A 23,671-nucleotide genomic window follows, 5' to 3' on the forward strand; every position below is an offset into this window, starting at 1 on the left:
AATTCAGAGGGTCTTATTAAATCACTAACTCAATTTATTAAAAAGCCCCAAAATAGGGGCTTTAGTAGTTAGAAAAAACATGCGTTTGACCATCTGCTTCAACCGAAAAATAATCGTTTATAAAAAGATCACGGGCAAAAGCATCATAATCAAAATAAAACTGTAAATCCTCCGGTATTGCATTGCTGTAGCAGTCGTCAAAAAGCGCACGGGCGAAATCAACCTCGCTGTCATAAGCTCCATGATAATGTTCCTCTAACATCTTTTCAGCATCTTCAATAGAGTAATAGCTAAAAAGTTCAGCGCCTAATTCACCGTGTTTGGTAATGAGGCCAGCAAGTTCGGCAACATCATAGATGCTATCGTACTCATCAATCCGAGCACCACCAAATCCTTGAAAATCATGAATCGCGAACTCTTCTGCTCCTTCAATTGGACTATCAGCTAGCATTCCATGAATTTCGTCATAAATGCTGCTCGCATCCTGATCTGCATCAATCCATTTTCCATGTAGTATGCCATTGTTATAAGACGCAAGGCATGCAACATAAATTTGGGGTGTATCCATTTTAGTTCTCCTTGATAACGGAGTACGAACCCCTTTGCAGGAATAAGCACTCCTGCTGGGGGTTAAGCCAAATTTAGCTGAGGTTGTTCATCCTTGATGAAATAACGTAATTTTTTGTAAGCGTTTTTAATTTCATCCATGTCTTGCGCAGATAGCTCATGACACAAGACATGAAGTTCATTAATACAGCGAGTTAAATCAAAAAATACATACTCTTTTCTTGGAACAATGGAATTAATTGTTTTCATGATTTTTCTCCAAAAAATTTGGGAAAAACCAGCCCATCAGGGAAGTCTTTCCCAGAGAGGTAACAATTGCAATGAGTCGCCCATGCTTGATTACAACAAACTTGGTTGATTCGCCTGATTTTTAAAGAGCAGCCATTCGTTGATTAAAAAGTACGAATGGATAAGAACAGGTTTAAAACGAGATGTTTTAATGTGGTTTCACCCTGGTGGGTGATCAGTGATGAACTGAGGTTCCCTGCTAACGCTCTGCCATAAGATTAGGGAATGGTAATGGCTCTATATCACAAGACCTATTGGTTTCGCCAGAGTCTCGCTGGCTCGTCAGTTGTGTTATGTACCTAGTACTCTAAACGGTTAGAACAAATAAATCAATCAAAATGTGTTTTATTGCTGGATCTGTAACACGTTTCGATTTATTTTATCCGCAGTAAATTCTTGTTATTGAAATGCGAGAGTGACCCATGTCAAAACTGAGGATTTGACGTGCTTTTCGATCGATTGCTTTTTCCGCAGAATTCATTTCTTTAAATTTTTTCCCACCCTCAAATGGGCATGCCATTCCTTGTTTATGAGGATCAAATAATTTAGTCAGTTCTCTATATCGTTCTTGCGCATAAGCATGCCTTAAACCATGCAATTTACTGACCCCCATAGCTTTGGCTTGCTCTTCGTAATGACTTAAGTGCTGTTTATACGTTCTACTGGAAGGAATAAGTGATTCTCCTGCGCGAACAAGCTGAGAAACACTGGCTAACCATTGCCGTTGAGCCTCATTCGTTATTTTCAATGTGCGTCCAATACCTCCTTTTGTCCAGCTGGGTTTAATAATTAAACTATCGCCATGATGAGCTTCACTTAATGTAAATTTCATGGACTCTTCACGGCGTAGGCCAAAGAGCCTTTGACCTTCTAGTGATAGCTTAATATAAGGATCGGTGCACTTAGATAAATCGATATGATGAATTGCTTTATTAATCGTTGACGCATACGAGCGTTTGCTAATGTTGTATGCCGCATTATCTGGCTTAACCAGTTTTGGATCGTTCAGTAAATAAGCTGTCTTTCGTAGTTTGGACATGTAGTTTTTAATTGTCCCTGGGTTTTTTCCTTCAGATTTCCAGTGTTCCACCAGCACGTGGATGTGCTTTGCTTTTAATCCTTTAATGTGGCCGATTTTATACCCTAGCTCATGTAAATCTTTTACGCACCGAAAGAGCATATGGCGCATGTCTGCTTGGCTTGCATAGGAATGGCCGTGAGCTTTTTTAACCAGTTCGTTAATTGAAAATTTTGCTGCACGCAATTTTGTGTTACTCATTAAGATAACTCCAAAGCGTTCGTCTGGATTGTAGCCCCATTTCACGCATGATGGTTTGCTTGGCTAAGTATGGGGATAAGGTTTGACTTAGTTCTGGATATATATTTTTGGCATAAAAGCCACGATAGCTCTTGGATGAAGGTATTCCTACTGCTTTCAATTCATTACTGTACGCGCCTCGTACAGAATGATAGCTATAAGTTAAAATTAAGCTTTGCTCTTTGCATAGACTTAAAAGTAAATTTTTCGCTTCTATTTGTGCCTCATTTCTAAAAGGGATCGTCCTATCGTGGCTGTTTGTAGCAATATCTCTTGTAATCCAAAGCCCATGTTCCTGCACGTGAATGGTTGGACATAGGCGCATTGCTTCACTTAAAGTTAAACCAAAATGAACTTGTAATTCGATCAATATTTTTGCAATGGGGTTTGCTAACTGTGCGGAAATATCTTCTGGTAAATGAATCGTTTTTGAGCGGTATTTATGGTTTTTAAGTCCCAGGGTGTTGTTGCTAATATCTGAGATGGTGTGTTCAATTTTTTGAAAAAAATCTCGGATGATAGTCATATACTTCATTATGGTTGATGGCTTGATACGCTCTTTTTGCCAATGTGCAACAAGGCATTGAATATGTTCGTGAGTTACGGCATGCCATTTTGGTGGAACATGACCTATATGGAATAAATCACGAATCATTTTGTGCAGCACAAAATGACGGTGCTTTCTGGCACGGTATGTTCCCGTGTGATCATGATGGCAATAATGATCGACTTGTTGTCTGAGTTGGTTTTTTCTCATCTATATGACCTCTAAAACTATTTGCCCTGATATTGGTTTAGTGTTGGTAGAGCGGTCTGCAAAGCTGCAGTACCAGGCATGAAGCCTCAAGGCTCAGTTCAGGGGAAAATCAGTTTTAAACTACAAACTTATATTGACCTGATTACATTGGTACTACTTTTTTATGGTGGTGATCTCCTTAGGTTTAATGGTTTTAAATACAACAAAGTCTATACAAGCCATTGTTGCGCATGGGGCAATACAGAGAGATATTGTGAGGTTCAATTCTTAAAGAATTGCATTGCTTTTTATTGCAATTGGTTCTGCGAAGTGCAGATGGTGTTTTATTCTCGACTTATCGTTCTGCCACAAGATTAGAGAATGAGAGTGGCTATGCATAAGACCTGTTAAGGTTTCGCCGGAATCGCACCGGTCTCGTCAGTTATGCTTAATAGCAGATTAGCAAAACGATTTGTGTTGGACAAGGGGATTTAGATGATTATTTTGAGCAATCGCGTTGCACGCGATTGCTCAATCAGGAGTAGTATGTTGAATTTATTTGAAAATTTCGCAGCCCTTCGGCTGCGTCACTGCGGGAAATGCAGTGACGCAGCTTGCGGGAAAGTTAAGCATTATTTTGGCGTGATTTTATACTATCCATCCATGTCTTAAGATTTTGAATATCTTGTTTAATTTCTTGGGGTAAAGGCAATTCTATATTTCTCCCAAGAGCAGGATCATGAGCATCGGTTATATCGCAACATTTTTTGAATCCTCGTTCAAAAATCTCGCAATCATCTCGAGTTAATACTGACACTTTAATCAAATCTTTTGTGTTAATATAATCTCTATAGCGCAGAATAACTCGTGCAAAGCCTATTTCCTCCAGCCCTCTCTCCCAAGTTGCACGAAGTTTGTTATAAATGCTCGTAGCTTCTTGATGATAACAATCCTCATCATTATTTTGATAATATCGCTCTGCTTTATTTAAGAGCTTCTCAAGCTTATCTATGCGATCTTTGATGCTCTTACCTTTCCACGGTAATTCATCAGAAACAACCCCAGCTCCAATTGGGCCATTTGTAATTGTTTGTGTTTTTACTGGAATTTTATGAATATAAGTAAGTTCATAAAGATCATTGACGAATACTAAATCATGAGTAAAAACTATTACTTGTCGTTTATGAGACTCTTCAATTAAACGTTTTGCGATCTTATTACGCCATCGATGATCAAGTGAAGAAACAGGATCATCAAATATAAGTGCTGAATGATGATTTGCTGTAGCTAATTCGGATAAAAATGCTGCAAATGCCACACAGGTTTGTTCACCTTCACTTAAAATCATATTAACTTTTGCTTTAGGATTAGCAAATAATTTCACTTGATATTGAGCTGCTCCATGCTTCCCTCCTGAACGAACAATTTCAACACGTACTTTATCGGCAGCCAGTTGTGTTAATTCCTCTTGAAAGCGATCTCTTAACATTGGAGTTATAACAGTATCCGAGATTTGATTGCTTAATTTTGTAATATCAGCAGTCAATGTTTGGTTAATTAACTGGTTAATAAGGTTAATTGTTTTTAGACGCTCTATAGTATCTGTTATTAATTGAATATTTGTGACAACTCCGGCTCTATTTTGCAATTCATCGTATTCGAGTTGCAGCTTTTGTTTCTGCTCTTGATTTGACGCATTAAGTAGCTCCTGAGCATACTGGCGAGTTTTTTCTTCGATTATATTAAGTTGTTTTGTTGGGCTGGAAACAAGTGAGGGTAAAGAAATATTGTTTTGATTCCACTGTTTTAGATAGCAATGTTTACGTAACCTGGCAGAGGCAATGAATCGTTTAATATTTTTAGTGATAGCTTGATCATGTAAGCTAACTTCATCTAAAAAACCTTTTAATGAGATAACACTCAGATCTAAATTTAAAAAATCTTGTTGGGCTTTAGATAAATCAATATTTACTTGCTTGTTTTGAATGGATAAATCGTTTTGAATAAATTGCTCAAAATTTTTCATGCGTTGAATAGCTTCAGATGAAAGGGGTTCTTGGCAAAGTACACATAACATATCCTTATTTAAAGGAGGGAATTGTCCATCTGGATACGCTACATCAGTAGCGTACCTACGTGCTGCCTCCCAAAGTAAGCGCCATTGCTCCCCTCCAATTCCATCAAGAGAACCACTTGAAAAAGCATTACTTGCTGCCAAGTCGATACTTGCCTTTATTGTTTCTGCCTTTTGTTTCAAGTTAGTTATATGAGAAAGTGAAATTTCTGACAAAACTTTTTCAATATTATTTAATATGGAATTCAGTCGCTGTATATTATCTGCTTTTAGTTTTTGTTCAGCAGCTGCTTTACTTGGATTTTTTCCTAAATCTACTCTTAGTTGTTCAAGTCTATGTTTATTCTCTTGTGTTAATAAACAACTGTTTTTTAGCTCCTCAACATTAGTTGCATGAGTTATGTTATCTAATAAAATTCCAGTTGGTGTTTTTTTATTCCAGAATGGATTTGTAAATAAAAAATCATTTTTTTCCTCTAACAACTTTTTATCATTAGCAAGATTTTGGTTAATCAGTTTGCATATTCTCACAAACTCGTCTGGTATGTCCAATCCATGAGGGCGAAATGCAATTTCATTTTCTTTGCTAATTTGTATATCTGCACATTGTCTATCAAAAACACTAATCGCAGATAAATTTTGATGTGGGATATCACTATCCTCCCATGCTACATTAGCTTGTTCTTTACCGCCTATATTGAAATGAAAAAAAGCTTTAGGTTTCTCATTTTTATCTTTTATCACATATATATTATCTAATATTTCACTTGTATGTCTTGCTCTGCAAGCTCTTTTTAATATTCTAACGTATCCTGATTTTCCAGCTCCATTATCACCATATATTATTGTTATACCTTTAGGTTCAAAAGAAAGGGTTTGATTGCTAGCTAATCTATTAACATTTTGAATCTCAGTGATCGCTTTTAAAGTAACGGAGTTTTCTTCGGTTGGAGTTGATGGAATATGTTCCGCGTTAATTGGGATGCATTTTTTAGAAGATGATATTAATCCAGCTTCAGCTTTGCATAAATCAATTAGATCATTAACATCTTCCTCATGAAGTTCTCCTTTATAAAGTATTCTGCGTAAAGCATCTCTTTGCCATAGTGGTCTATTTTTAGACCATTCTACTATTTTTTTTAGAACAAATTGACTCATTAGTTTCCGATAATTTAATAACCCATTATAAATTATCGCATTTTCAATTCATGCAATCTATATAATAAACCTATAGGCTTTAATTTTTCTAATCAATTAAAGAGTACAATTTTACTGAGCGTTTGATTTGCAGATTTTTGGTATTTCTGAGTATTAATAAAATAAGCTTCATCTGTGTCAAAGCACCCTATGAGTCGAAGTAATTTCAAATTAGCAATAAGGTTGTCATAAACTTCAAAAAACTCAGCTAATTTCAGAATTAGAGAATTATACACGATGAGCTTCGGATGAAACTGCACTACAAAATTAATTTGTTTGTCTTTAAACTCTTTCTTCTTAGAAAGCAGTACTTCAAAACGTTTAATTTCAGAGGCAAATTCCTGAGTTCGCGCATTGAGCTGTTGTTCCATTTCGTACAGTACTTTAATGGCTATTGGATCTTGCCTGCGGCATCGCCCAATGACAATGTTAATCTTGTGCAAAATAGCCTCAATAAAAAGTCTATCCCCACTGATTTTTCTCTCAAATAATTTATACACTTCACGGGTACGAAGGTTTAAAGTAATTTCTGCTTTCATATTAATCTCCAAGGTTATCATCCAATTGGTTAATTGCACGAATAGCGCTTTTGATATCCTTGGGGGCTAATCCATCGTTCACAGGTAAGGGTATTCTTACTTTGTACAGCTCTCCGCCATTCACTAAAACAAAGGCCTGCCCTTTGGGCAATGAGATAATGTCATTGACATCAATCATAGGTACTGCGGTGGTTTGTACTCGATCTTCATTAGTGGTATTAAAATAAACACCATCCTCACCATGGGGTGTGTCGTTAACCATGGACACTTGAGTGTGCTCGACCACGCCAATTTTCGGTAAGACTTTAACTAATAAATTGGCTGTTTCTTCATTTTTAACACGTAACATGATGAGGGTGTTTAGATTTCCTTCAGTCACTTCTGCTTTGGCTTTTGAACCTAGTGCTACCTCCATATCTTGTTTGGTCTGAGCATAAGCGGTGACTTGAAAGCCAGCGCCACCTGCTTTATTTAAAATTTTGACAAACGAGTCTTGGATGATTTCAGAAAGCTCATCACAATGTAAATTGAGACGGTAATTCGCGTTACTTTCCTTATATATTTTTCCAGCAGTGGATACTAAATCTGACAAAAAGGCTTTCCCGACCGCTTGGGCGATATTGGGGTTTGTTAGGCTATCCAGTCCGATATAGATGACTTGTTTGTTTTTTATTGCGCTCATCAGTTCGATTTCACAAGTGCTTTTATGAAATGAAAAGATCTTTGATGCATTACTTTTATTAATTTCTGATAACACAGGGCCGACACTGGCCGTGATTTTATCGTAATAATTCTTGTCCATGATGGCCGCATCAAACAGATCAATCAGTACTTGATCATGAAGGCTTTCAACGTTGCCTGAGGTGATGGTTTTACTGATATGCTCTTGTAAATATTTCACCACCGCCTTTGAGCGGCTCATAGGTAGCGGAGTATTGCCGTATTTATCTACACGGCAATCATTATTAGCGATGATTTCTTCTATTTTTTCATGATAATTTGGATCATGTGTGGGGAGTATGGCATCAGAGTAGGCCATTAGTAGTTGATCCAATCGATTGATGTAAAACCCTATAGAAGTATAAGAAATAAGTTGTTTCATTTCTTCAAGGCAGATGGCTACAATGTTCACATATTTCCAGGCAAAGGCTGCAAACTGTTTTCCTTCGCCCTCAGCTTGAATCGCATCGGTAACACGTGTAGCAACCTCACTGACTTGATCATAGTTTTTGAGCGGATTGTAGTGAGCAGACAATTCAGGAAAACCTAAATGCACCACTCTAAAATCATGCAATCTGCCACTAGCTTTGCAGGCTGAGTACATATCACGAACTAAATCTAAATCTCCTTTCGGGTCAACGACAATCACTGCATCGCCATTTCTAATATCCTGATTAATTAGGATGCTTGCTAGGCGTGTTTTACCAACTCGAGTTGTACCCACTACAAAAGTATGACCAACTCGAACTTCTTGCGGGATATAGACAGAACTATCTTTTTCACCTAACCCATGTAGGTATGAGCAGCCACCTACAGGTGGATCAGGTTTGAATGGATTAAATCTTAATGGGGTATTAAACAGTTGGGTCAATAATGAACTGTCGTGGTTTTTGCAATAATCACGTACTTTGCGATAGCAAGCATTTCGTTGCATAAACGATTCATTTCTAATTTGTTTAATTTGATGCAATCGCTGCGTATGATGAGGCAACCAACGAAACCCTTTACCAAGAAACAACCATTTCTTGGACAATGGCACTTCGGTAGTGGATAAAGCATAATAAGGCATGGCAATAAGTCTGCGGTGATAACGCTTAATGCGAAAAGCCTGATATCCTCTCACTAGACCTAATGTTATAAGGCTGAGTGCTGCATAGACTCCCATGTTTTGTGTGAGTAGAAACAGGTGTGGGTGAGCGACAGTGAGCCATGCCAGTGAAGTACAGGTCAGGAAGGTATAGAATTCAGTGGGTTCGCGCAAAAGGTTTTCAACGGGATATTGGCTCATGATTTATCTCCACCAAACGAGTAATTCAAAAAGGATTAGGGCCGCAAGCAGGTAGTATTTTGCTTGCAAAGCCAATTTAATTTGAGCCTCATCAAGTTCATGTTGGCGTTGATTTACTATGCCTGTAATCAGTTTTGGCCAAGCCCAATAAAACGCTAAATAAAACAGCATATGGCAGATTAAAAAGCCTATTTGATGGGTTTTGAAAAAGTCATTCATGGTGCTAAGTTCAGTACTGAATCGCATCAAAAAAGGCACTAATAACAAAAGTAATACCACTGGCAGAATGAATTTGCTTATGCCTATAATGGATTTATAGAACCGTTTATTTAACATGGAAAACACTCCTATGATTAGGAAGAACAACCCAACACAGTCGGTGGTTTTGAAGGGATTGAAAACACTTGGCAAGATAAGTCTTCTTGCTTTGCAAGCGATTGTTGCCTTTGCTTCCGATGAAAAAGATAAACCACACTATGTTGCGGGGAAGGCAACCGAACTTTATGAAGATGGTGCAATCAGTGGTTCTGAATACGCCAGACACATTCATGGAGACTAGTTTCATTTTACTTTCCCCATGCTGGCTATTTTTGCCCCTTGCTTGATGGTATCCACACCTGAGTTAGCAACTTTGTTACTGTGTTGCGCTGCGTCATTGACCAAAGCACCAAGGGCTGCCCCTGCTTCTCCACCAAAATGACTGGACAGTTTTAAGAGCAACATGGGTGCAATAAAGTAGAATAAAACGGCCATATTGCGCATGGCCGCAATGGCATCGTTTTGCCCTAAAGGATCAAGCACACTGCGCTCGACAAAACCCACCAGATGCCACAAGTATTGTAGGAAAATCGCCATAATAAACAGACCGCACATACTGCCTAATGCTTTGGGGTTATAACCACTTAGAGCCAAAATCACAGGGGTCAAGATAATCAGGAAGAAATACAAAAAGGCCTGCATGACCGGTAGTGTTTGCATAATGGCCTCACGCTTTAAAGGCGTTGATGTCCATGATTTTGTCAATTGCCCAATATTTACTAACCCATGAGAAATGGCACCACCAAAAGCGCCATTGGTATTTCCCATTAGGTTTTTCATACTGTTAGCCTGCATGTCGCGACTGTCATTAAGCAACATCTTGGCAATGTAGTCTTCTGAGCTTAACTGCGAACCCCAAGCTTTAGGATGGTTACTTTTGAACGTGCGTACCCTGTCCAAAACCGCGTAGTAATTCAGGTGGCTGTCAAAGACACTGGCGTTATTGGCAACGAACACCAAATCTGTTTTGAGCTTTTTCCACCATTGATTGCAGCTGGGATAACCTTGCTCTGGCAGATGTTTGGCATCAATATCACCACGTTCTGCTGCTTTTTCGAGATTCTTGTTGGGGGCTTCATTAAAGGTAAACCCAGGTACAGGTTGTCTTGCATAAATCTTATCGTAGTATAGTGTTTGATAGACTTTGGAACCCACCCATTTTAAATCTTCCTCACCACCGTATTTTTTTAAAATGTCATTGACCTTGGTTTTGTCGTGCGGTTCATTGTGGTATTGGCTTCTGGCCTCAAGGAAGCATTGTCTGTGAAAATTCAGTGCTTGTTCACGTACATCGGCAGGTAAATAGGTGGAAATTAAATCGCCTTCAATCGCTTGCAAACTGTCGGTGCAACCGGTCACTTTCATCAAGCCGTAAGTAATCCCTGACATGTAATTTTGTAAGAGTGCAAAACCAATAGGCATTTTGATGCTGGGAGTCAGTACGTCTGCAAAGGCTTCGTCATAAGTAGTGCCTGTATCTTTTAACGTGGAGGTTTTTGCATCCGTACCTTTTTTTATACCGCACATGGGTTTAAAACTCATGGCTTTTTCTTCCAATGGCACACAGGGGTAGATAAAGATGCCGCAAATCAAAAAAGTAATTGCCAATTCATAGAGAAAATGGTTCAAGGCATATTCTGCCGCGTGATGTGTGGCACCAGCAGGTGCCAAAACATTTTTCAAGAACCGATAGCCAACCATAAGAAAGCCAAGGTATAACAACCCTGTTTGCCACAGGGCATTAAAAATCACCTCATATTGCTGCCAGCCTAAATAGGTGGTGTACAAGGATAAAGGGCTAAATACTACCATCTTATGCTCCTTTGGAATCAGGTTTCACATAGACTGCGCCATTTTTAACTTGTGATTGTTCATGGTCATCACCAGGCAAGCCTTTGGCTATATCGCTACCTCGTATCTCCATCAAAAGACCTAAGGTTTCAGTCATCATTTTTTTACGGACTTCGCTTTCAAATGCTAAAGAATGAATGTCGTCATCGAGTTTCTTTAAGGCAAATTTCACCATATCAAGCGCGGGCTTTAAGTTTTGTACTTCTTGTACTTGAAGACCAGCTTGTAAAATACGGCGCATCATCAAGGCTTTATCGAGCATGTTTTGTACAGCAATTTCCTCGGCCAATTTTGAAACAGTCAAGATTTGTTCTTCACGCGGCATACGCTGTATGGTGATGATGATTTCATCCGTAATCATAAAGTTGGATGCACTGACCATTTTGAGTTTTTCTTCAGTCAACGGCCACTGCTTGTCTACGAGATTCCATAGTGCTTTAGACACATTGGACGTACAGGTGTTGGAGCTGTCGCAACTTTGCAATAATGCTGATAACCCAATGCCAGCTTTGGCATCGTGTTTGGTTTTATCTGCATCTATAGCGGTGCTTACATGAATATCACCTAATACTTTAATTGCCCAAAGGCTCGCATCAGCAGGTGTTGGCCAAGTATGCGTCATGGGTGTTTTGGTGTCGGGCTTCTTTTCATTATTAAGCGGCTTTCGATTCAGTAAAATGTTGTAACCAGCAATGACTACATCATTAATGACTTTGATAGGCCGTTGGTATGTTCCACCGGCATTTCCGCTTTCCCGACCTATCCAGGGCAGTCCATATTCGTCCCTTTTTTTAGCAATACTTTTAGCTGTAGAAGTCACATCCACATTTTCAGTTTTCGCCCGTTTTGCTGCTTCAAGCCAACCTTGACTATCCGACACAGAAAGCATGCTTTCCATAGGCGATTGACCTTCTTCCAAGGTCTTTTTCACGTCCTGGCAATCTTTGACTTTGACGCTAAATTCATTCTGCGCATAATTGGCAGTATTTTGCAGTACGTTATAAAGCGCAGGCATGGATTGTTGCAGCTTATACAGTGGGAAGCCTGCAACAGATCCTTTGAGGTTATCAATAATACCGCCAGGAATGTTCATTGCAGAAGACTTCATATCCTGAAAGGTATTAGTGATGGATACTACAGGATTAAATCCATTACAGGTAAAACCAAGCCGTCCATCGACATTACCGCCAATAGTGATGGTTTGGTCATTATTAACAGGAGGTACATATAGATTGGATGAGCCACCCAACTTGTAATAATAATCCGATTCATTAGGCATAAAAGAACTGGCAAAGAGCATTTGGGGTAATATCAATGTCAGTAAAGGCATAGAAAGTTTGTACATGATTAACTCCTATCGTTTTTGGGGATGTCCCACTTTTGGGAATGAAAGTGCGCGAATCAATTTTCCCTCATGGGCAATACAGCCTCGATATTTTCGCCAGACTACAAAGACATAATTTCCATTACCTGACTTGTCATCTTCTATACCCATATCGCTTGCATCATTAAAATTGATGTTGCGATTTTTGGGGTACACTTCCTGCCAGATGATGTTTTTGCTGTGGCCATCGAATATCACATTGGCTACCATGCAATTAGCACCACAAGAATTGCTCGTACTCTGAGTCACATGAAGACTATTTTTATTGGTCACGATGTCTGCCGCATGAAGTGCTGCAACAACAGATGCTCTAAAGCGTGATGGCTGTGTGACTCGCATAAGTCTTGGGATTTCATGTCCCCACGTCTGCGTTGTGGAGCCTATATCATGGTTGAATAACAGATGAGGATGAGTTGCCATATAGGCAATTTCAGCAAGCTCTGTGCGGTCTGACACGGCATCGGCCTCACTGATATAGTAAGGATAACCAAAACGTGTTTCTGGTTTATGCGATAAATACGGGAAACGATAAAGACCTGCGGGGCTGCCAATTATATCAACAACCCGTGTGCGTTCTTCATTGATGTGCATGGCTGAGATTTGTCCTGCATCATCTCCAAAACCAAGCGTTGAACCAGTCGCCAATTGGTAGGTTTTTTGATATAAAGCCTGGCTTGCTGGATTTTCATACAGTGTTTTTGCCTCCATCCATGGATTGGTTTCAGGGCGATTGGCTACTGTGACAATTAGATCAGGTAAAAACTGCTCGATTGCAGGAACAGCTACTAGTCTAGGCGGAAATTTTCCTACGGCCCAGGTACAGGAGCCAATTACCTTATAGTGGCTGTTAGTAAAAAGCTTACTTAATACCTTGGTGGCAATACCAAGACTGCCAATAGGATGCGGTGGCTCTATGCTTTCTTTTGCATGGATGGGTAAGCTAATCATCATAGAAATAAGCATTATGATTTTTGCTTTGCTTTTTATTTTCGAGAAGGTCAGCAAGCAGTTCAGCGGCTTTAAGGACATCATGTTGTTTCTCCAGGGTATGGCGTTGTGCTTTTTCTGATTTTTCAGTCATTAAAAGAGCAAGCAAGTAGCGAGGTGGAATGACACGAAATAATCCTTGATAACGTGAGCCTAATAAAACCGCTTCTGCATATAAGCCTTTTTGCGAATCAATATCTCTAATTAAGGCTTCTTGTTGCGGAGTTAATGATTTAAAGCGTTTGACATCGCTAATTTCCTTTTCATCAAGGCCTAATAAAATCCAGGTTTCAATTAACGATAAAATCTTGGTGGCTTTTTCCGAATTCATATCGGTGACGTTTTGGGTAATAGCAACCAGCCAAAGGCCTAACTTTCTGGCTACTTTGGCAACCAGTAAACACACGGCCACCACTGAAGGAATTTGAAATTGCAAATGAGATTCATCAATAAAAAGAAAGGTTGGTCTGTTGTCGTTTTGAGTAGCTTCTGCCATAGCCAATATTCTTGGCAACAAAGACACCATCACTAAAGCGAGCTTTCCGGTATCATCTTTAATAGCTGAGATATCAACATGAAAGATATCAAAATCTCCTAAAGGTTCAGTCGGCACATTAAAAAAGCGTGATTTGGCGCTGTTAATGACATAACTGTTTAATCGGTCGTGCATATCTAAAATGCGGTCTTTCTTGCGAGCCACCGTTTCTTTATCCAGTCGCCGTTTAAAAGCACTCACGACATGTTCAGTCAGCATTTGCGGTATGTCATGGTTAAAAGACGTTAAGATGGCATCACTTAACACTTCAATTAACAATGTTTCATCGGCTAAGGTAAATTGCTCTTCTTCCAACTCATTGGCCTCAGTAATCATGGTACGCAATGCCAAAGCCAGTTCTGCTAGATACGAACGAGAGCCATCATCACAGGATAAATCCTCTGAACTGGCAGGCTGTTCGATATTTGCTTTGATCGTCCTAATTTTTTGTGCAATTAGAGCTGCCTGTTCCGCGTTTAAATTATCCGTAATTTCAGGAATTGCTTTATACGCTTCACAAAATGGGTTTAATGGAACGGCCTCATCTTTTTTATTACTCAGTAATAACTGCTTTGTCTTTTTGCCATGCGCTTTGGCATGAATAAGCATACGGTCAAAGGAATTCCCCATTTCAAATAAAATGATGCGGGCATTTTTAGTGGCCATCAGCGAATTAATCATCCAGCCAGTAGCCACTGATTTGCCGCCACCGGAATTGGCGAACAAAGCCATGTGGGAGTTTTGGCTGATAAAGTCATGATGCAACACATCAAAGAGTACTGGTTCTCCCAAACGGTTAAAAAAGGTGAAACAAGGAAGGTGTCTTGCTCCCTGGTTGCGTCCATACACTGGCAGTAAAGAGGCTAATTCAGACGCATACATCAATCGGTCAAAGCGCAAATATTGGCGAGCATATTGCGGGATGAAATTAAAAGGTAAGGCATTGAGATAACTGTTGATGGGATGAATGTCGAAACCCGAAGAAATCAAAGGCATTTTGGCTTCAATAAATAACTCTTTTAGTTCTTTTTCAATGCGTACTGCCTGGTCTTTCGTGCTGGCACGATAAAAAATAGATTGATTAACCCAAAACAGACGGTTTCCTATAGACAATTCATCTCGTGCAGTTTTGATGTCTTCTCTGACCTGTGAAGGTTTAAGGCTTGTTCCTACGATGCCTTTTTCAAGACGCATCAGATGCGCATCTAAGGCTTCATCATTTTCAAAGATAACCTGAATGGTGTAGGTAGCGCCTTCTGGCAACTTATCTAAAAGTGCGTACCGATGTTTGGGATTGGCTTGTGGTTTTTCACGAGATAAAAGACCAATTTCAGGTGCTTCTTTCAGACCATCAATATAAAGGATACGATGAACCATATCATCAAATATAAACCCATGCTCATCACTTTGCGGTTCATGAAACAAGACATTCTGGCTTAAGCTATAGCCTGCTGGTTTTTTGTTTTTAGGGTAAGGAAAGCAAGCCAGTAGTTCTTCAGCGTTAGTTGCAAACCAACGCACCAACCATTGGTAATAATCTTTACCGGTTAGTTGTTTTAGTTGAAGACCAGGTGATAGTAATTTGCTTTCAATCTGAGCCATGACTTCTTGATGCTCGGCAATTGCCAGTTCTCTGGTGGTTTGCGTTTTTTGATACAGACGATAAAACAAAACCCTGATTCGTCTTCGTCTGCCGCGATAAGGCGCATCAGTTTTGGGATCAACAAACAATCCTTCGGGTCTTGTCATCTTGCAAAACAGATCATCCAACCGTGCCAAATAGTCACGAGTAAAGGACGTTTCAGCAATGTCCGGTGCAATACTTTGTTGAATATGAGTGAGAACCGGCTTCAAACTGTACTCGTCATTGACATACATTTGCATCACCCATGGATCTTCTTTGTGCAAAGGTACGACCGTGGCAAACGTATCGCGAATTTTGCTAAATACCGCGTGTAAATGCTCAGTAGAGGTGGCCTCTGCTGGAATGGACGCTAATTCAAAACCTGAACCAATGCTGACTCCATCATTGAGTAAAAAGAGATTGAGTTCATCATTGAAATCCACCATAGACAATTGATTGGCAAAGGAAGGGTTGTGATTCTCAAATCTTTTTTTTATGTTTTGTTGAGTTAATGCTGGTTTATTGGGTTGTCCTAACAGCCAGTCACTTACTTGGCTGAATAATTTCATTATTTACCTCTTAATAGTGCTCGGAAGCTAGTGCAAATTGATTTTGTTTGTAGAGAAAAAAGGCTGTGGTATAACCTGGTTTTAACAATTGCTCATCACCAATGCGTGCCACATGAGGAAACACATAAATAGGGATTTGCGGGTTATCCAAGGGCTTGAACAAATGTTGAATCTCATTGGAAGCATCTCGTGTATACCCTGAGTAATTTACGGTCTTCGCCTGTCTTTTTGGTACAGACCAGCCAGGCATGGCGTCACCTAGACTTTGTTGATAAAGTTGGCTAACAGTCAATCCTCCTTCGGGAATGGCCGTGGAGCCAACTGTCTTTGAGGCGCAAGCACTAAGCAGCAAGACGCTACCTAAGGCTAAAATCGTGTGCAGTTTGTTGTAAATGGCCATAATCTAATACTCTCCCATTAGTTTCTTTATCAATGTTGATGGTTTGTGTGACGTGAAATGAAAGCTGGGTCGGTCTGTATCCTTGAGACGCTGGAACAAAAACCATGTCAAAACTGCCTTGGATACGTTTTTCTAACCAATCAGCAGCTTTGACCGTTCCCTGGGAAAGCGCACCACCCAAAGCATAATTACCCATAGAGCCGGTAGGTGTGCCTGTCGCACCATTGGCATTGGCGGTATAGGTCATTTGCCATTGAGAAAGTGCATTACCAAACCCTTTAATCCCATCGGAAGCCACGAGTGCCGTAAGTACTCTGGGCGCATTAGTAAAATACTGGCCTTTAATGCATGGATTACCAAAAGCGGTGGTGAGATAGCCTAAACTTTCGTTATTGACCATTTCAGCCGTTCCGGTCATTTGCTCTTTACCCACGGTCACAAAATGACCGTCATCAAAAACGAATAAGGCAGAAGTCACATAGGCTCGAACACAGCTGATGTTGTCCAGAAAAGAACCAACACCAATTGCATAACCATTAACCTTCATACCCGAAATATTGGGAGGTAAAGGAATACCATTAGCGGCCATTAAATCACCACGATTGATAATGGCTGAGAACGGAAATAGGGGCTGCATGAGTTTACCTTCAACCGGCACTTCACCAATTAGTGCCGATAACAAGGTTGTCCTGCCTAAATCAGAGCCTGCTGGAATGGTGTAATAGGGAATATTATTTTTATCTTCACTGTTGGAAGCCGCTGTTTTAACTTTTTGAGTTAATGCCTGCTGTTTTTTCTTTAAATTTTCCCAATAGGCTTGTTCATTAGGATTGTTTTCACGTTTCATTAATAAGGCATCGATGTCTGTAACATTTTGTTCTTTGGCAAGGACAGGCTCTCCATTGACTGTGTAGGGTTGAGGACTTGGTTGGTTATCCCGATTGTTTTTAATATGAGCCAATTCAGCTTTCAGTACTTCTATTTCCTTAAGCACCTCAGGGTTATATGACACCGCAATATCTTTATTTTTGCGCTTAAGTTGCTTGTTTTCCGATTCAAGACTGGCAAGTTTCTTTTCGGTTTCCTGTAGTCTTGCAGCAACATCACGGATATTGTCATTAAACTGACTAGCAATAGCTTCGTTCAGATTATTAGGCTCGTGGCGAGTGGCTTCGGGTTCAAGATCATGATGTTTGCTATTCATCATAATGAGTGCAACAACCGCGATCACGGTGCCAGTCAATACTTTAAGTCCAGTATTCTTTTTCATCGTACATACTCCCGACTTGCGGAAAGTGCTATACCAAAGGGTCTGTCTGATACCAGAAATACCGTGGTGGACTCTTTCTTGCTTTGATGCGATAAAGTGTTGGTGGGGTAAAAGGTAGCGGTTTGCCAGTTACCCATCATTTGGCGCGGATCAATAATCACCTCCTTATTTAGCAGGTTTTTCAATTCCACCGCCGTCACATAAAATGCACCGCCATGCCATGAAATCAATGGCCTCGCTTCAATACTGGCGCCATAAAAAAGGCCTACTCGTTTTCGGGTTTGCATAGGCACACGCCCCACCCCATCAGGGATCACCAACAGTCTTTGTGGGGCATACAAGGATTGGATTGCAAAGCGCGTCAGTGTTACTGCATTTAAATCCAGAGGATTGGCCGCTTCTTGAGGGACACTGGTATTTTCTTTGGATTCCAAAAGCACTTCTATTGGTTTTAAATCATGAGTTTTATCATTAACGCTTAAGTTTAAGATGATTACCTCACCTTGAGGCATGAGCTGCACCAAGAGCCTTTTGTTTTTAAAAACGTCCTTGCCTTTCAGATACAAAGCATCCTGAATTTTCAAAAGCGCGGTTTGGGAAGCTGCTTCATTATCCACGATACTAATGGCTTGAGGAAAATGGATGAGCCTTTCCTCGTCTAAGGACAATTCAACCAGGATCGGTGTTTTATCCCATAAGACATGTTCTGCGTTCAGCGCAAATGCATATTGACTGCCGATTAAGGCAATCACGGCGAGTAACCAGTTAGTTGTTTTCATGTTGCGTACCTCGTGGGTTAGTTGCCAACAAATCGGTAATGAGTGTTTCTGGTTGGGTGTAACCATCCAAAGCCAATTGAAAATGATTTTGCAAACGCGAGAGATTGACCTTGACCACACGTACATGGTAATCCACTACCTTGTCCGCAATGACCATGGGGCTATCGTCTTTTAAGCGTTGGGTAATGCGTAAAACCAGATGAACTTCCCAGGTGTTATGGGCGATCACTTTGACATCTTCGCTTTCCATAAACCGATAAAGACTTGCCATTTGTATTCGATTAAAAAGCTGAGCATCCTTATAAGCCGTCAGAGTCTTATCCATTAATGCCTGGTGGCGCGGGGTGAAGTAGTAATGGAAGCCTGAAAGATTAGTAGCAAATTCTTTTTTACCACCTTGTGACCAAGTGTTTAAGGTGGGTAGCAATGTGGCAACAAAACCCTGAACGTATTCTTTGGGTATGTCGTTTTCCTTGATTAATCCACCGTTACTACTCATAGCAGGTGTTAACCAAAACTCAAAACGATGGGGTATTTTGGCCAACGTGATAATCAAGCCAATTACAATCATAATGAGCACGGATACAAAGGCTAATAATAAGCGATTGATGTGATTTAAACTGTCCACTTTTTTCCAGTAATGAAACATAGGATTACCTCACAAGTCTTGATTTTTGCCAGGCACCTTGATGGTGAATGTAGGGTGAGTGTCTTAACCCCCACTTTGCCATCAACAACATGGTTTTTTTCATTAAATAGCCGTGAGGTTTATCAGATTTAATAGCAGCTGCCCGTTTAGGGCAAAAAGTAATGGACACAATAAAACCCACAATGAAACCAACACAGCCAAAGGCCAGCGGATAGCCAATAAAAAGTCCTGCCAAAGCACATCCCATGCTAATTAGTGGTGTTGTTATTACCACTATCCAGAACAGCTCTCTAAGGCTTAACCCTTTATAGGCTTCATAATCAAACGACAGATGACGTGAAGATGGTTGGTTCATGAATTCCCCCTAAATCTTGAATTTGGTAATCATGCTGTAGCCGACATAACCTGCTACAATACTGATGGCAAGATAAGTAATCCCCATCACCGCAAACGTACCAAAGGCCACCATAGAGCCATCATTTTTCTTGGATTCTTCAATGCCATGCTGAATGGTGGTGATGAATTTAATAAAACTCATGACAGCAGCAATAAAAAGCAATAATCCCAGACCTTGACGAACATAGTTACTTGTAACAGTCATCATGCTTTTGTTACCGTCACTGATGTCATCGGCATTAGAGATTTTTGGAAACCAGTTATCGGCAAACAATGCGGGTGCATAATTTAAAGTAATGAGTCCTGCACCGACCCGTTGCCCCCATTGTTTGACACCTGCAATTGACTTTTTCATGATTAATTCCCCTTAACGATTAAAATTAGAATGAATAAACAAAGCCCAAGAACAATGCGGATTAAGCGGGAACCTAAAAGAATGAGAAACCCCTCCTGTTCTTTTTCTGCATTGCCCATGAATTGATTGATGCACCAAATAAGTCCAATGATGACGAGCATAATGGCGACAAATCGGATGCTGTTTGAGTAAGCACTTGCAGCCGTATCGCCCGCAGCTTGTTTAAAACTGGCAGCAAAAGACGCAGCAATATCCAGTTTGCTCATAGTCACTTTCCTATAAAATCCAACGCTAACGGTTTGATGGTTTTAGGTTCAATGGCCGGTTTATTGATGTAATCAATCAGCGCATTACGAATGGACAGTAAATCGGTATGAAGGCCTGCGTGTGTTCTTCCATCAGAACCTTCAAAATTTTCTATGTGCAATTGGATGCGGGTATTGGGTTCAATTTCAGTTTGGGCTTCATCAAGCAAAGGCATGATGGCATTAATCTGATTGATTATTCTAACCAGCGTTTGGTTGAGTGCATCGTCACTCGCATGAGAGGCCATTGGCAGACTTAATATGAATAATAACAATAATCGTTTCATGTTTTTCTCCTACAAATATTTTTTAAATCGACTTGCGGTGATTGAAACCATGATGCCTAACAACAGGCTTGCAGGTACAAAAACAAAGGCAGGCGTGATGCTTATGGGTAGCGCAAGCCATAAGCTCAGTAACAGTAAAAGGCCTCGTTTGGCGTGGCGATTGAGCTGGTGAAAGACATAGGATGATTCACGACCAAGGGACGCGGTACGGATAGCGCGTTGATTTAACCCATCGACAAGTCCAACTATGGTCATTAATAAAAACAGAGGGATAGCCGAAATCAGAATAACCAGTTTGATGAACATCACCTGAGTAGTTAATCCCATCAGTAACCAGAGTTGATTAGCAATTAGGATAAAATCGTGTGCTATGTCATTTAAATCATTGGTTTCACCAGGCATTACCTCATCCAGCCCTTTTTTAATCAGGGAGCCTGTTTGTGCTGTTTTGTTGGCAACCTTTTGAGTGGGAATGGTTTTTAACCAGGATTTAATGGTATTAGTAACCATTACTCCGTTAAATGGGGTAATGGCTTGCGTTTGTTTTTGAGAAAGTGTGGCAACTGAACTATAAGCCTTGTCAAATCCTAAACAGCACCAAAGACTGGATACCCAACCCATCAGGATCAACCAGCCCAATAAAACAAGCAGCATAAAACTCATGACCGTTTTTCTGGATGGTTTGGGCGTTGCAGTCCTTATTGCCATAATTCTTCCCCAAAGAAAGCGAGTGGGTAATGGGTTTCCTGAAAGAGTTCCATTAAGTCATCCACGTTAGCCGGTAATAAAGGCGCTTTGGTGAGGCGTTGTAACGCTTGAAGTTGTTCGCAGGTCACGATGTTGGCGACAAAGCCCAAGGCTTGTGCTTCTTCCAGCTTTTTCGCGTTTTTTTGCAACCAAAGGTATGAGTCCGTATCATCCCCAATGATGAACACGGGGTTTGAGAAATGAACGAGTGTTAGTGTTCGCTTTTCTACTTTGCCAGCAGTGGCTTTACTTGATACGGGCAGTCTTGCATCCAGCTTTTCTTGTAGTTTTAAAGATTCTTCGGTGAGGCTTGATTGGCTTTCTTTAATGAATTGCTCCATGTTAATGGCTTGCCAGGCATAGCAGGACGTAATCATCAACAATCCAAAGAGTATGGCTGACTTTTGCATATTAAAACCTCCCCAAATCAACAATGCTGGAATGGCCGTTTTGGGAGAGCAGCAACAGGGGTAGTGACTTTTTGACTTTGAGAGATTGGTAGCTTAGTTCGCCGTGGTTAAGGGTAATACGGCCACCATGTACAAGATGCTGTGGTATTTGATGTTGATTCGCCCAGATTTGGATGGTCGTATCATTCATATCCAGTAACATCAGATGCAATCGTACATTCGGTGTTTGCTCTATGGCATCAAAGAGCATTAGCAAAATGGTTTTTACAGCATCTTGTTCTTTGATAAAGAAGTACAGTGTATCGCCCTGGCTTAATTGCACTGGCTTATGGGCATAGGGTGAATAAGGGGATGGATCAAAATCACCAACCACAGGAACATTAGCAAATAACTTGTTATATGCTTTATAAAAAGCATTGTTCCAGGCAATATTTTTCGCTACTTTCTGGGCTTCTTGTTTTGCGGCCAGCTCTGCATAGTGATTACGTTCTGTTTCATTGCGGGCATTAAGCCCCAAAATATCAATTGGAGTTTGCCTTAAACCTTCATAGTAGAGTTTACTTTTATTTTGCATGAGCAGGACATAACGTTTTTCTTCATCAGTCGTTAATTCCCACACTTTAGCTTCATGCAGTTGGGTATCGGTCAGTGTAATTTTATTGATGTCTTGCTCTGAAGTCAGATCGTCTTCATTAACTGTTAACCCTGTTTTTGCCAATGTTTGATCTTCAATGGCAAAGTGATTTAAGGGCTGCTGATTTAATCCTGGAATAGTCAGATCAGCATGTACTGCATGACAGGCTAATATGGGAATCAGGAAAGCAGAATACTTAAGCATCAGATTCCCCCTGCAATACATCCGTCTTCACCACAACATGCTCTTTATTACCGTTTTCCAATTCCATGCGTTGTAGGCCAAAATCAATGCTTAATACTGTCCAGCCAGCCAATTGGTCGCTTTTTTCCAAAGGCAATGTTTTAAAGTTATAAGCTACTGATGCCACACTAACTTGCTGAATGCTGTCTATGCTAATCACTCTAAACGGTAGGCTGCTTGCAGGCAGGTACTTAATGGGATGCTGTTTTTTATCCAAAGCGGTCACCATTTCACGTAGTACATCCAACCTTTGTGTTAACTCGGCACGATTTTCATTGATCAGGCGATTAATATCTGTTTCATCATGATTTTTGAGCTGTTCAATCAAGGAGATCAGTTTGTGGAAATCTTGATTAATAGCGGCAAAGTCTACTGTTTCAACTGGTTTTTTGACTTCCTCATGCAGAGCACCAAGCTGTGCTTGCAGGGTATCAAGACGATGTGAAACAACATCTGAATCATTCGTTTTATTTGTTGGAAAATAGTTAATGCCAACAATGACACCCGCCAAGGTCAAGCCTAAACCTCCTACCAATAAATACTTTAAGGTTGTTGCGCGATTGATCATAATTTACCCCCATTTCGTACCGCAGCTTTTAATTTGAAATTCACTTGCCGTAATAAAGGATCTTCAATCAAGGTAAAGGACTGTTGGCCAACAAGGACTTCAAGTCCATCCTTAACAGTCAAAGGGCCGAGGTTTCTGTCAATCTGAGGTAAGGCTTGGCGCATGACGGTTTGCAGGCTTTCAGGTTGTTTTTCTTTCGACGCAAAAGAAAATCCTGAAAACTTCAACCACCATTCAACTGCCTGACCTATGGTTTGTACTTCTTGAGGAAAATGGACTTGTTGAATGGCCAGTAACGGATTGATCTGCGCTGCCAGTGGTTTGTTAGCAACGGTTGCATAGCGGTTTATCTGGGTAACATTAGCTGCAATAGAGCAGAGTGATGTTAGACCCAGTGCGCTAATTAAAGATATTTGAACGCTAGTTTTCATTTTGATATCTCTTTATCGTTGTTTTGAGGACTGGTTTGTTTTCTTAAAAAAATTTCTTTTCGATCAACATCAATATGAGCTGGAGCCTTAATGCCTAAAGCGACTACACCTCTTCGTTGATAAATGACGTGTATTTCAATCTGTCCTTTATCGATCACTATTTGCTCACCTTTTCGTCTTGTAAGTACCAACATTATTTTTC

27 protein-coding genes are annotated in these 23,671 nt (G+C 40.3%); 1 reads left to right on the forward strand and 26 read right to left on the reverse strand.

What is annotated here, in order from left to right; genetic code table 11:
* Window positions 1-61: 61 nt before the first annotated feature.
* The 8 genes from E1O89_RS05220 to E1O89_RS05255 form a co-directional block, all read right to left on the reverse strand.
* Window positions 62-568, reverse strand: a complete 507-nt coding sequence (locus E1O89_RS05220) for an antirestriction protein ArdA (protein ID WP_133139254.1) — start codon at window positions 566-568, stop codon at window positions 62-64.
* A 62-nt stretch (window positions 569-630) separates the two neighbouring features.
* A complete protein-coding gene (locus tag E1O89_RS05225) occupies window positions 631-816 on the reverse strand; it encodes a hypothetical protein (protein WP_187347030.1) in 186 nt (61 codons plus the stop codon).
* A gap of 418 nt (window positions 817-1,234) precedes the next feature.
* The gene (locus E1O89_RS05230) at window positions 1,235-2,134 is read right to left on the reverse strand and encodes a phage integrase N-terminal domain-containing protein (protein WP_133139255.1); all 900 of its coding nucleotides are present in this window, start codon (window positions 2,132-2,134) and stop codon (window positions 1,235-1,237) included.
* Window positions 2,127-2,930, reverse strand: a complete 804-nt coding sequence (locus E1O89_RS05235) for a phage integrase N-terminal domain-containing protein (protein WP_133139256.1) — start codon at window positions 2,928-2,930, stop codon at window positions 2,127-2,129. Before E1O89_RS05235 ends, E1O89_RS05230 begins: the two co-directional genes overlap by 8 nt.
* A 604-nt stretch (window positions 2,931-3,534) precedes the next feature.
* Entirely contained in the window at window positions 3,535-6,141 is a 2,607-nt protein-coding gene (locus tag E1O89_RS05240; protein WP_133139257.1) for an AAA family ATPase, read from the reverse strand.
* Window positions 6,142-6,233: 92 nt separating this feature from the next.
* Entirely contained in the window at window positions 6,234-6,719 is a 486-nt protein-coding gene (locus tag E1O89_RS05245; protein WP_133139258.1) for an AcaB family transcriptional regulator, read from the reverse strand.
* 1 nt (window position 6,720) lies between these two features.
* Window positions 6,721-8,727 (reverse strand): type IV conjugative transfer system coupling protein TraD, encoded by a 2,007-nt coding sequence (gene traD, locus E1O89_RS05250; RefSeq protein WP_133139259.1) that lies wholly within the window; start codon window positions 8,725-8,727, stop codon window positions 6,721-6,723.
* A gap of 3 nt (window positions 8,728-8,730) precedes the next feature.
* Window positions 8,731-9,063, reverse strand: a complete 333-nt coding sequence (locus tag E1O89_RS05255; protein ID WP_019235724.1) for a hypothetical protein — start codon at window positions 9,061-9,063, stop codon at window positions 8,731-8,733.
* Window positions 9,064-9,076: 13 nt separating this feature from the next.
* Between E1O89_RS05255 and E1O89_RS05260 the strand changes: the two genes are divergently transcribed.
* On the forward strand, window positions 9,077-9,286 hold the full coding sequence (locus E1O89_RS05260; RefSeq protein WP_040523623.1) for a hypothetical protein: 210 nt from the start codon (window positions 9,077-9,079) through the stop codon (window positions 9,284-9,286).
* Between the two features lie 2 nt (window positions 9,287-9,288).
* On the opposite strand, the gene E1O89_RS05265 is transcribed toward E1O89_RS05260, so the two are convergent.
* Genes E1O89_RS05265 through E1O89_RS05350 form a run of 18 tightly spaced genes read right to left on the reverse strand, consistent with a single transcriptional unit; the run spans window position 9,289 to window position 23,663 of the window.
* Window positions 9,289-10,857, reverse strand: coding sequence for a conjugal transfer protein TraG N-terminal domain-containing protein (locus tag E1O89_RS05265; protein WP_133139260.1), 1,569 nt, complete (start codon window positions 10,855-10,857; stop codon window positions 9,289-9,291).
* Window position 10,858: 1 nt separating this feature from the next.
* Window positions 10,859-12,241 (reverse strand): integrating conjugative element protein, encoded by a 1,383-nt coding sequence (locus E1O89_RS05270; protein WP_133139261.1) that lies wholly within the window; start codon window positions 12,239-12,241, stop codon window positions 10,859-10,861.
* A gap of 9 nt (window positions 12,242-12,250) precedes the next feature.
* Entirely contained in the window at window positions 12,251-13,231 is a 981-nt protein-coding gene (locus E1O89_RS05275) for a TIGR03756 family integrating conjugative element protein (RefSeq protein WP_410054760.1), read from the reverse strand.
* Window positions 13,221-15,995 carry a conjugative transfer ATPase gene (locus tag E1O89_RS05280; RefSeq protein ID WP_133139262.1) on the reverse strand — a complete coding sequence of 925 codons (2,775 nt, stop codon included), beginning with the start codon at window positions 15,993-15,995 and terminating at the stop codon, window positions 13,221-13,223. The genes E1O89_RS05275 and E1O89_RS05280 overlap by 11 nt, the downstream gene beginning before the upstream one ends.
* A 10-nt stretch (window positions 15,996-16,005) precedes the next feature.
* Complete coding sequence (locus tag E1O89_RS05285) at window positions 16,006-16,395, reverse strand: TIGR03751 family conjugal transfer lipoprotein (protein WP_133139263.1); 390 nt, start codon at window positions 16,393-16,395, stop codon at window positions 16,006-16,008.
* The gene (locus E1O89_RS05290) at window positions 16,352-17,665 is read right to left on the reverse strand and encodes a TIGR03752 family integrating conjugative element protein (RefSeq protein WP_133139264.1); all 1,314 of its coding nucleotides are present in this window, start codon (window positions 17,663-17,665) and stop codon (window positions 16,352-16,354) included. Before E1O89_RS05290 ends, E1O89_RS05285 begins: the two co-directional genes overlap by 44 nt.
* Window positions 17,662-18,444: a TIGR03749 family integrating conjugative element protein gene (locus E1O89_RS05295; protein WP_133139265.1), complete on the reverse strand. Its 783-nt coding sequence runs from the start codon at window positions 18,442-18,444 to the stop codon at window positions 17,662-17,664. Before E1O89_RS05295 ends, E1O89_RS05290 begins: the two co-directional genes overlap by 4 nt.
* Window positions 18,431-19,093, reverse strand: a complete 663-nt coding sequence (locus tag E1O89_RS05300) for a DUF2895 family protein (RefSeq protein ID WP_133139266.1) — start codon at window positions 19,091-19,093, stop codon at window positions 18,431-18,433. Before E1O89_RS05300 ends, E1O89_RS05295 begins: the two co-directional genes overlap by 14 nt.
* 4 nt (window positions 19,094-19,097) lie before the next feature.
* A complete protein-coding gene (locus E1O89_RS05305; RefSeq protein ID WP_133139267.1) occupies window positions 19,098-19,448 on the reverse strand; it encodes a TIGR03750 family conjugal transfer protein in 351 nt (116 codons plus the stop codon).
* A gap of 9 nt (window positions 19,449-19,457) precedes the next feature.
* Window positions 19,458-19,844, reverse strand: a complete 387-nt coding sequence (locus E1O89_RS05310) for a hypothetical protein (protein ID WP_165483070.1) — start codon at window positions 19,842-19,844, stop codon at window positions 19,458-19,460.
* Window positions 19,845-19,846: 2 nt separating this feature from the next.
* Entirely contained in the window at window positions 19,847-20,110 is a 264-nt protein-coding gene (locus E1O89_RS05315) for a hypothetical protein (RefSeq protein WP_133139268.1), read from the reverse strand.
* A 2-nt stretch (window positions 20,111-20,112) separates the two neighbouring features.
* Window positions 20,113-20,436 carry a hypothetical protein gene (locus E1O89_RS05320; protein WP_133139269.1) on the reverse strand — a complete coding sequence of 108 codons (324 nt, stop codon included), beginning with the start codon at window positions 20,434-20,436 and terminating at the stop codon, window positions 20,113-20,115.
* Between the two features lie 9 nt (window positions 20,437-20,445).
* The gene (locus tag E1O89_RS05325; RefSeq protein WP_133139270.1) at window positions 20,446-21,144 is read right to left on the reverse strand and encodes a TIGR03747 family integrating conjugative element membrane protein; all 699 of its coding nucleotides are present in this window, start codon (window positions 21,142-21,144) and stop codon (window positions 20,446-20,448) included.
* Entirely contained in the window at window positions 21,135-21,593 is a 459-nt protein-coding gene (locus tag E1O89_RS05330; protein ID WP_133139271.1) for an integrating conjugative element protein, read from the reverse strand. Before E1O89_RS05330 ends, E1O89_RS05325 begins: the two co-directional genes overlap by 10 nt.
* Window position 21,594: 1 nt before the next feature.
* Window positions 21,595-22,431: a TIGR03759 family integrating conjugative element protein gene (locus E1O89_RS05335; protein ID WP_133139272.1), complete on the reverse strand. Its 837-nt coding sequence runs from the start codon at window positions 22,429-22,431 to the stop codon at window positions 21,595-21,597.
* The gene (locus E1O89_RS05340; protein ID WP_133139273.1) at window positions 22,424-23,038 is read right to left on the reverse strand and encodes a hypothetical protein; all 615 of its coding nucleotides are present in this window, start codon (window positions 23,036-23,038) and stop codon (window positions 22,424-22,426) included. The genes E1O89_RS05335 and E1O89_RS05340 overlap by 8 nt, the downstream gene beginning before the upstream one ends.
* A complete protein-coding gene (locus E1O89_RS05345) occupies window positions 23,035-23,469 on the reverse strand; it encodes a hypothetical protein (protein WP_133139274.1) in 435 nt (144 codons plus the stop codon). The genes E1O89_RS05340 and E1O89_RS05345 overlap by 4 nt, the downstream gene beginning before the upstream one ends.
* Window positions 23,466-23,663, reverse strand: coding sequence for a carbon storage regulator (locus tag E1O89_RS05350; RefSeq protein ID WP_133139275.1), 198 nt, complete (start codon window positions 23,661-23,663; stop codon window positions 23,466-23,468). Before E1O89_RS05350 ends, E1O89_RS05345 begins: the two co-directional genes overlap by 4 nt.
* Window positions 23,664-23,671: the final 8 nt, after the last annotated feature.

The sequence above is a fragment of the Legionella genomosp. 1 genome, assembly GCF_900640215.1.
GTDB classification, from domain to species: Bacteria; Pseudomonadota; Gammaproteobacteria; order Legionellales; family Legionellaceae; genus Legionella_C; species Legionella_C quinlivanii_A.

Coding starts and splice junctions, on each gene's coding strand:
- E1O89_RS05295 (WP_133139265.1), bottom strand. CDS start 18,444: ATGAAAACAACTAACTGGTTACTCGCCGTGATTGCCTTAATCGGCAGT.
- E1O89_RS05290 (WP_133139264.1), bottom strand. CDS start 17,665: ATGAAAAAGAATACTGGACTTAAAGTATTGACTGGCACCGTGATCGCG.
- E1O89_RS05265 (WP_133139260.1), bottom strand. CDS start 10,857: ATGGTAGTATTTAGCCCTTTATCCTTGTACACCACCTATTTAGGCTGG.
- E1O89_RS05335 (WP_133139272.1), bottom strand. CDS start 22,431: ATGCTTAAGTATTCTGCTTTCCTGATTCCCATATTAGCCTGTCATGCA.
- E1O89_RS05285 (WP_133139263.1), bottom strand. CDS start 16,395: ATGGCCATTTACAACAAACTGCACACGATTTTAGCCTTAGGTAGCGTC.
- E1O89_RS05305 (WP_133139267.1), bottom strand. CDS start 19,448: ATGAACCAACCATCTTCACGTCATCTGTCGTTTGATTATGAAGCCTAT.
- E1O89_RS05325 (WP_133139270.1), bottom strand. CDS start 21,144: ATGGCAATAAGGACTGCAACGCCCAAACCATCCAGAAAAACGGTCATG.
- E1O89_RS05260 (WP_040523623.1), top strand. CDS start 9,077: ATGATTAGGAAGAACAACCCAACACAGTCGGTGGTTTTGAAGGGATTG.
- E1O89_RS05280 (WP_133139262.1), bottom strand. CDS start 15,995: ATGAAATTATTCAGCCAAGTAAGTGACTGGCTGTTAGGACAACCCAAT.
- E1O89_RS05330 (WP_133139271.1), bottom strand. CDS start 21,593: ATGCAAAAGTCAGCCATACTCTTTGGATTGTTGATGATTACGTCCTGC.
- E1O89_RS05245 (WP_133139258.1), bottom strand. CDS start 6,719: ATGAAAGCAGAAATTACTTTAAACCTTCGTACCCGTGAAGTGTATAAA.
- E1O89_RS05310 (WP_165483070.1), bottom strand. CDS start 19,844: ATGAAAAAGTCAATTGCAGGTGTCAAACAATGGGGGCAACGGGTCGGT.
- E1O89_RS05270 (WP_133139261.1), bottom strand. CDS start 12,241: ATGTACAAACTTTCTATGCCTTTACTGACATTGATATTACCCCAAATG.
- E1O89_RS05275 (WP_410054760.1), bottom strand. CDS start 13,231: ATGATGATTAGCTTACCCATCCATGCAAAAGAAAGCATAGAGCCACCG.
- E1O89_RS05235 (WP_133139256.1), bottom strand. CDS start 2,930: ATGAGAAAAAACCAACTCAGACAACAAGTCGATCATTATTGCCATCAT.
- E1O89_RS05340 (WP_133139273.1), bottom strand. CDS start 23,038: ATGATCAATCGCGCAACAACCTTAAAGTATTTATTGGTAGGAGGTTTA.
- E1O89_RS05350 (WP_133139275.1), bottom strand. CDS start 23,663: ATGTTGGTACTTACAAGACGAAAAGGTGAGCAAATAGTGATCGATAAA.
- E1O89_RS05320 (WP_133139269.1), bottom strand. CDS start 20,436: ATGAAACGATTATTGTTATTATTCATATTAAGTCTGCCAATGGCCTCT.
- E1O89_RS05220 (WP_133139254.1), bottom strand. CDS start 568: ATGGATACACCCCAAATTTATGTTGCATGCCTTGCGTCTTATAACAAT.
- E1O89_RS05230 (WP_133139255.1), bottom strand. CDS start 2,134: ATGAGTAACACAAAATTGCGTGCAGCAAAATTTTCAATTAACGAACTG.
- E1O89_RS05315 (WP_133139268.1), bottom strand. CDS start 20,110: ATGAGCAAACTGGATATTGCTGCGTCTTTTGCTGCCAGTTTTAAACAA.
- E1O89_RS05300 (WP_133139266.1), bottom strand. CDS start 19,093: ATGTTTCATTACTGGAAAAAAGTGGACAGTTTAAATCACATCAATCGC.
- E1O89_RS05240 (WP_133139257.1), bottom strand. CDS start 6,141: ATGAGTCAATTTGTTCTAAAAAAAATAGTAGAATGGTCTAAAAATAGA.
- E1O89_RS05225 (WP_187347030.1), bottom strand. CDS start 816: ATGAAAACAATTAATTCCATTGTTCCAAGAAAAGAGTATGTATTTTTT.
- traD (WP_133139259.1), bottom strand. CDS start 8,727: ATGAGCCAATATCCCGTTGAAAACCTTTTGCGCGAACCCACTGAATTC.
- E1O89_RS05255 (WP_019235724.1), bottom strand. CDS start 9,063: ATGTTAAATAAACGGTTCTATAAATCCATTATAGGCATAAGCAAATTC.
- E1O89_RS05345 (WP_133139274.1), bottom strand. CDS start 23,469: ATGAAAACTAGCGTTCAAATATCTTTAATTAGCGCACTGGGTCTAACA.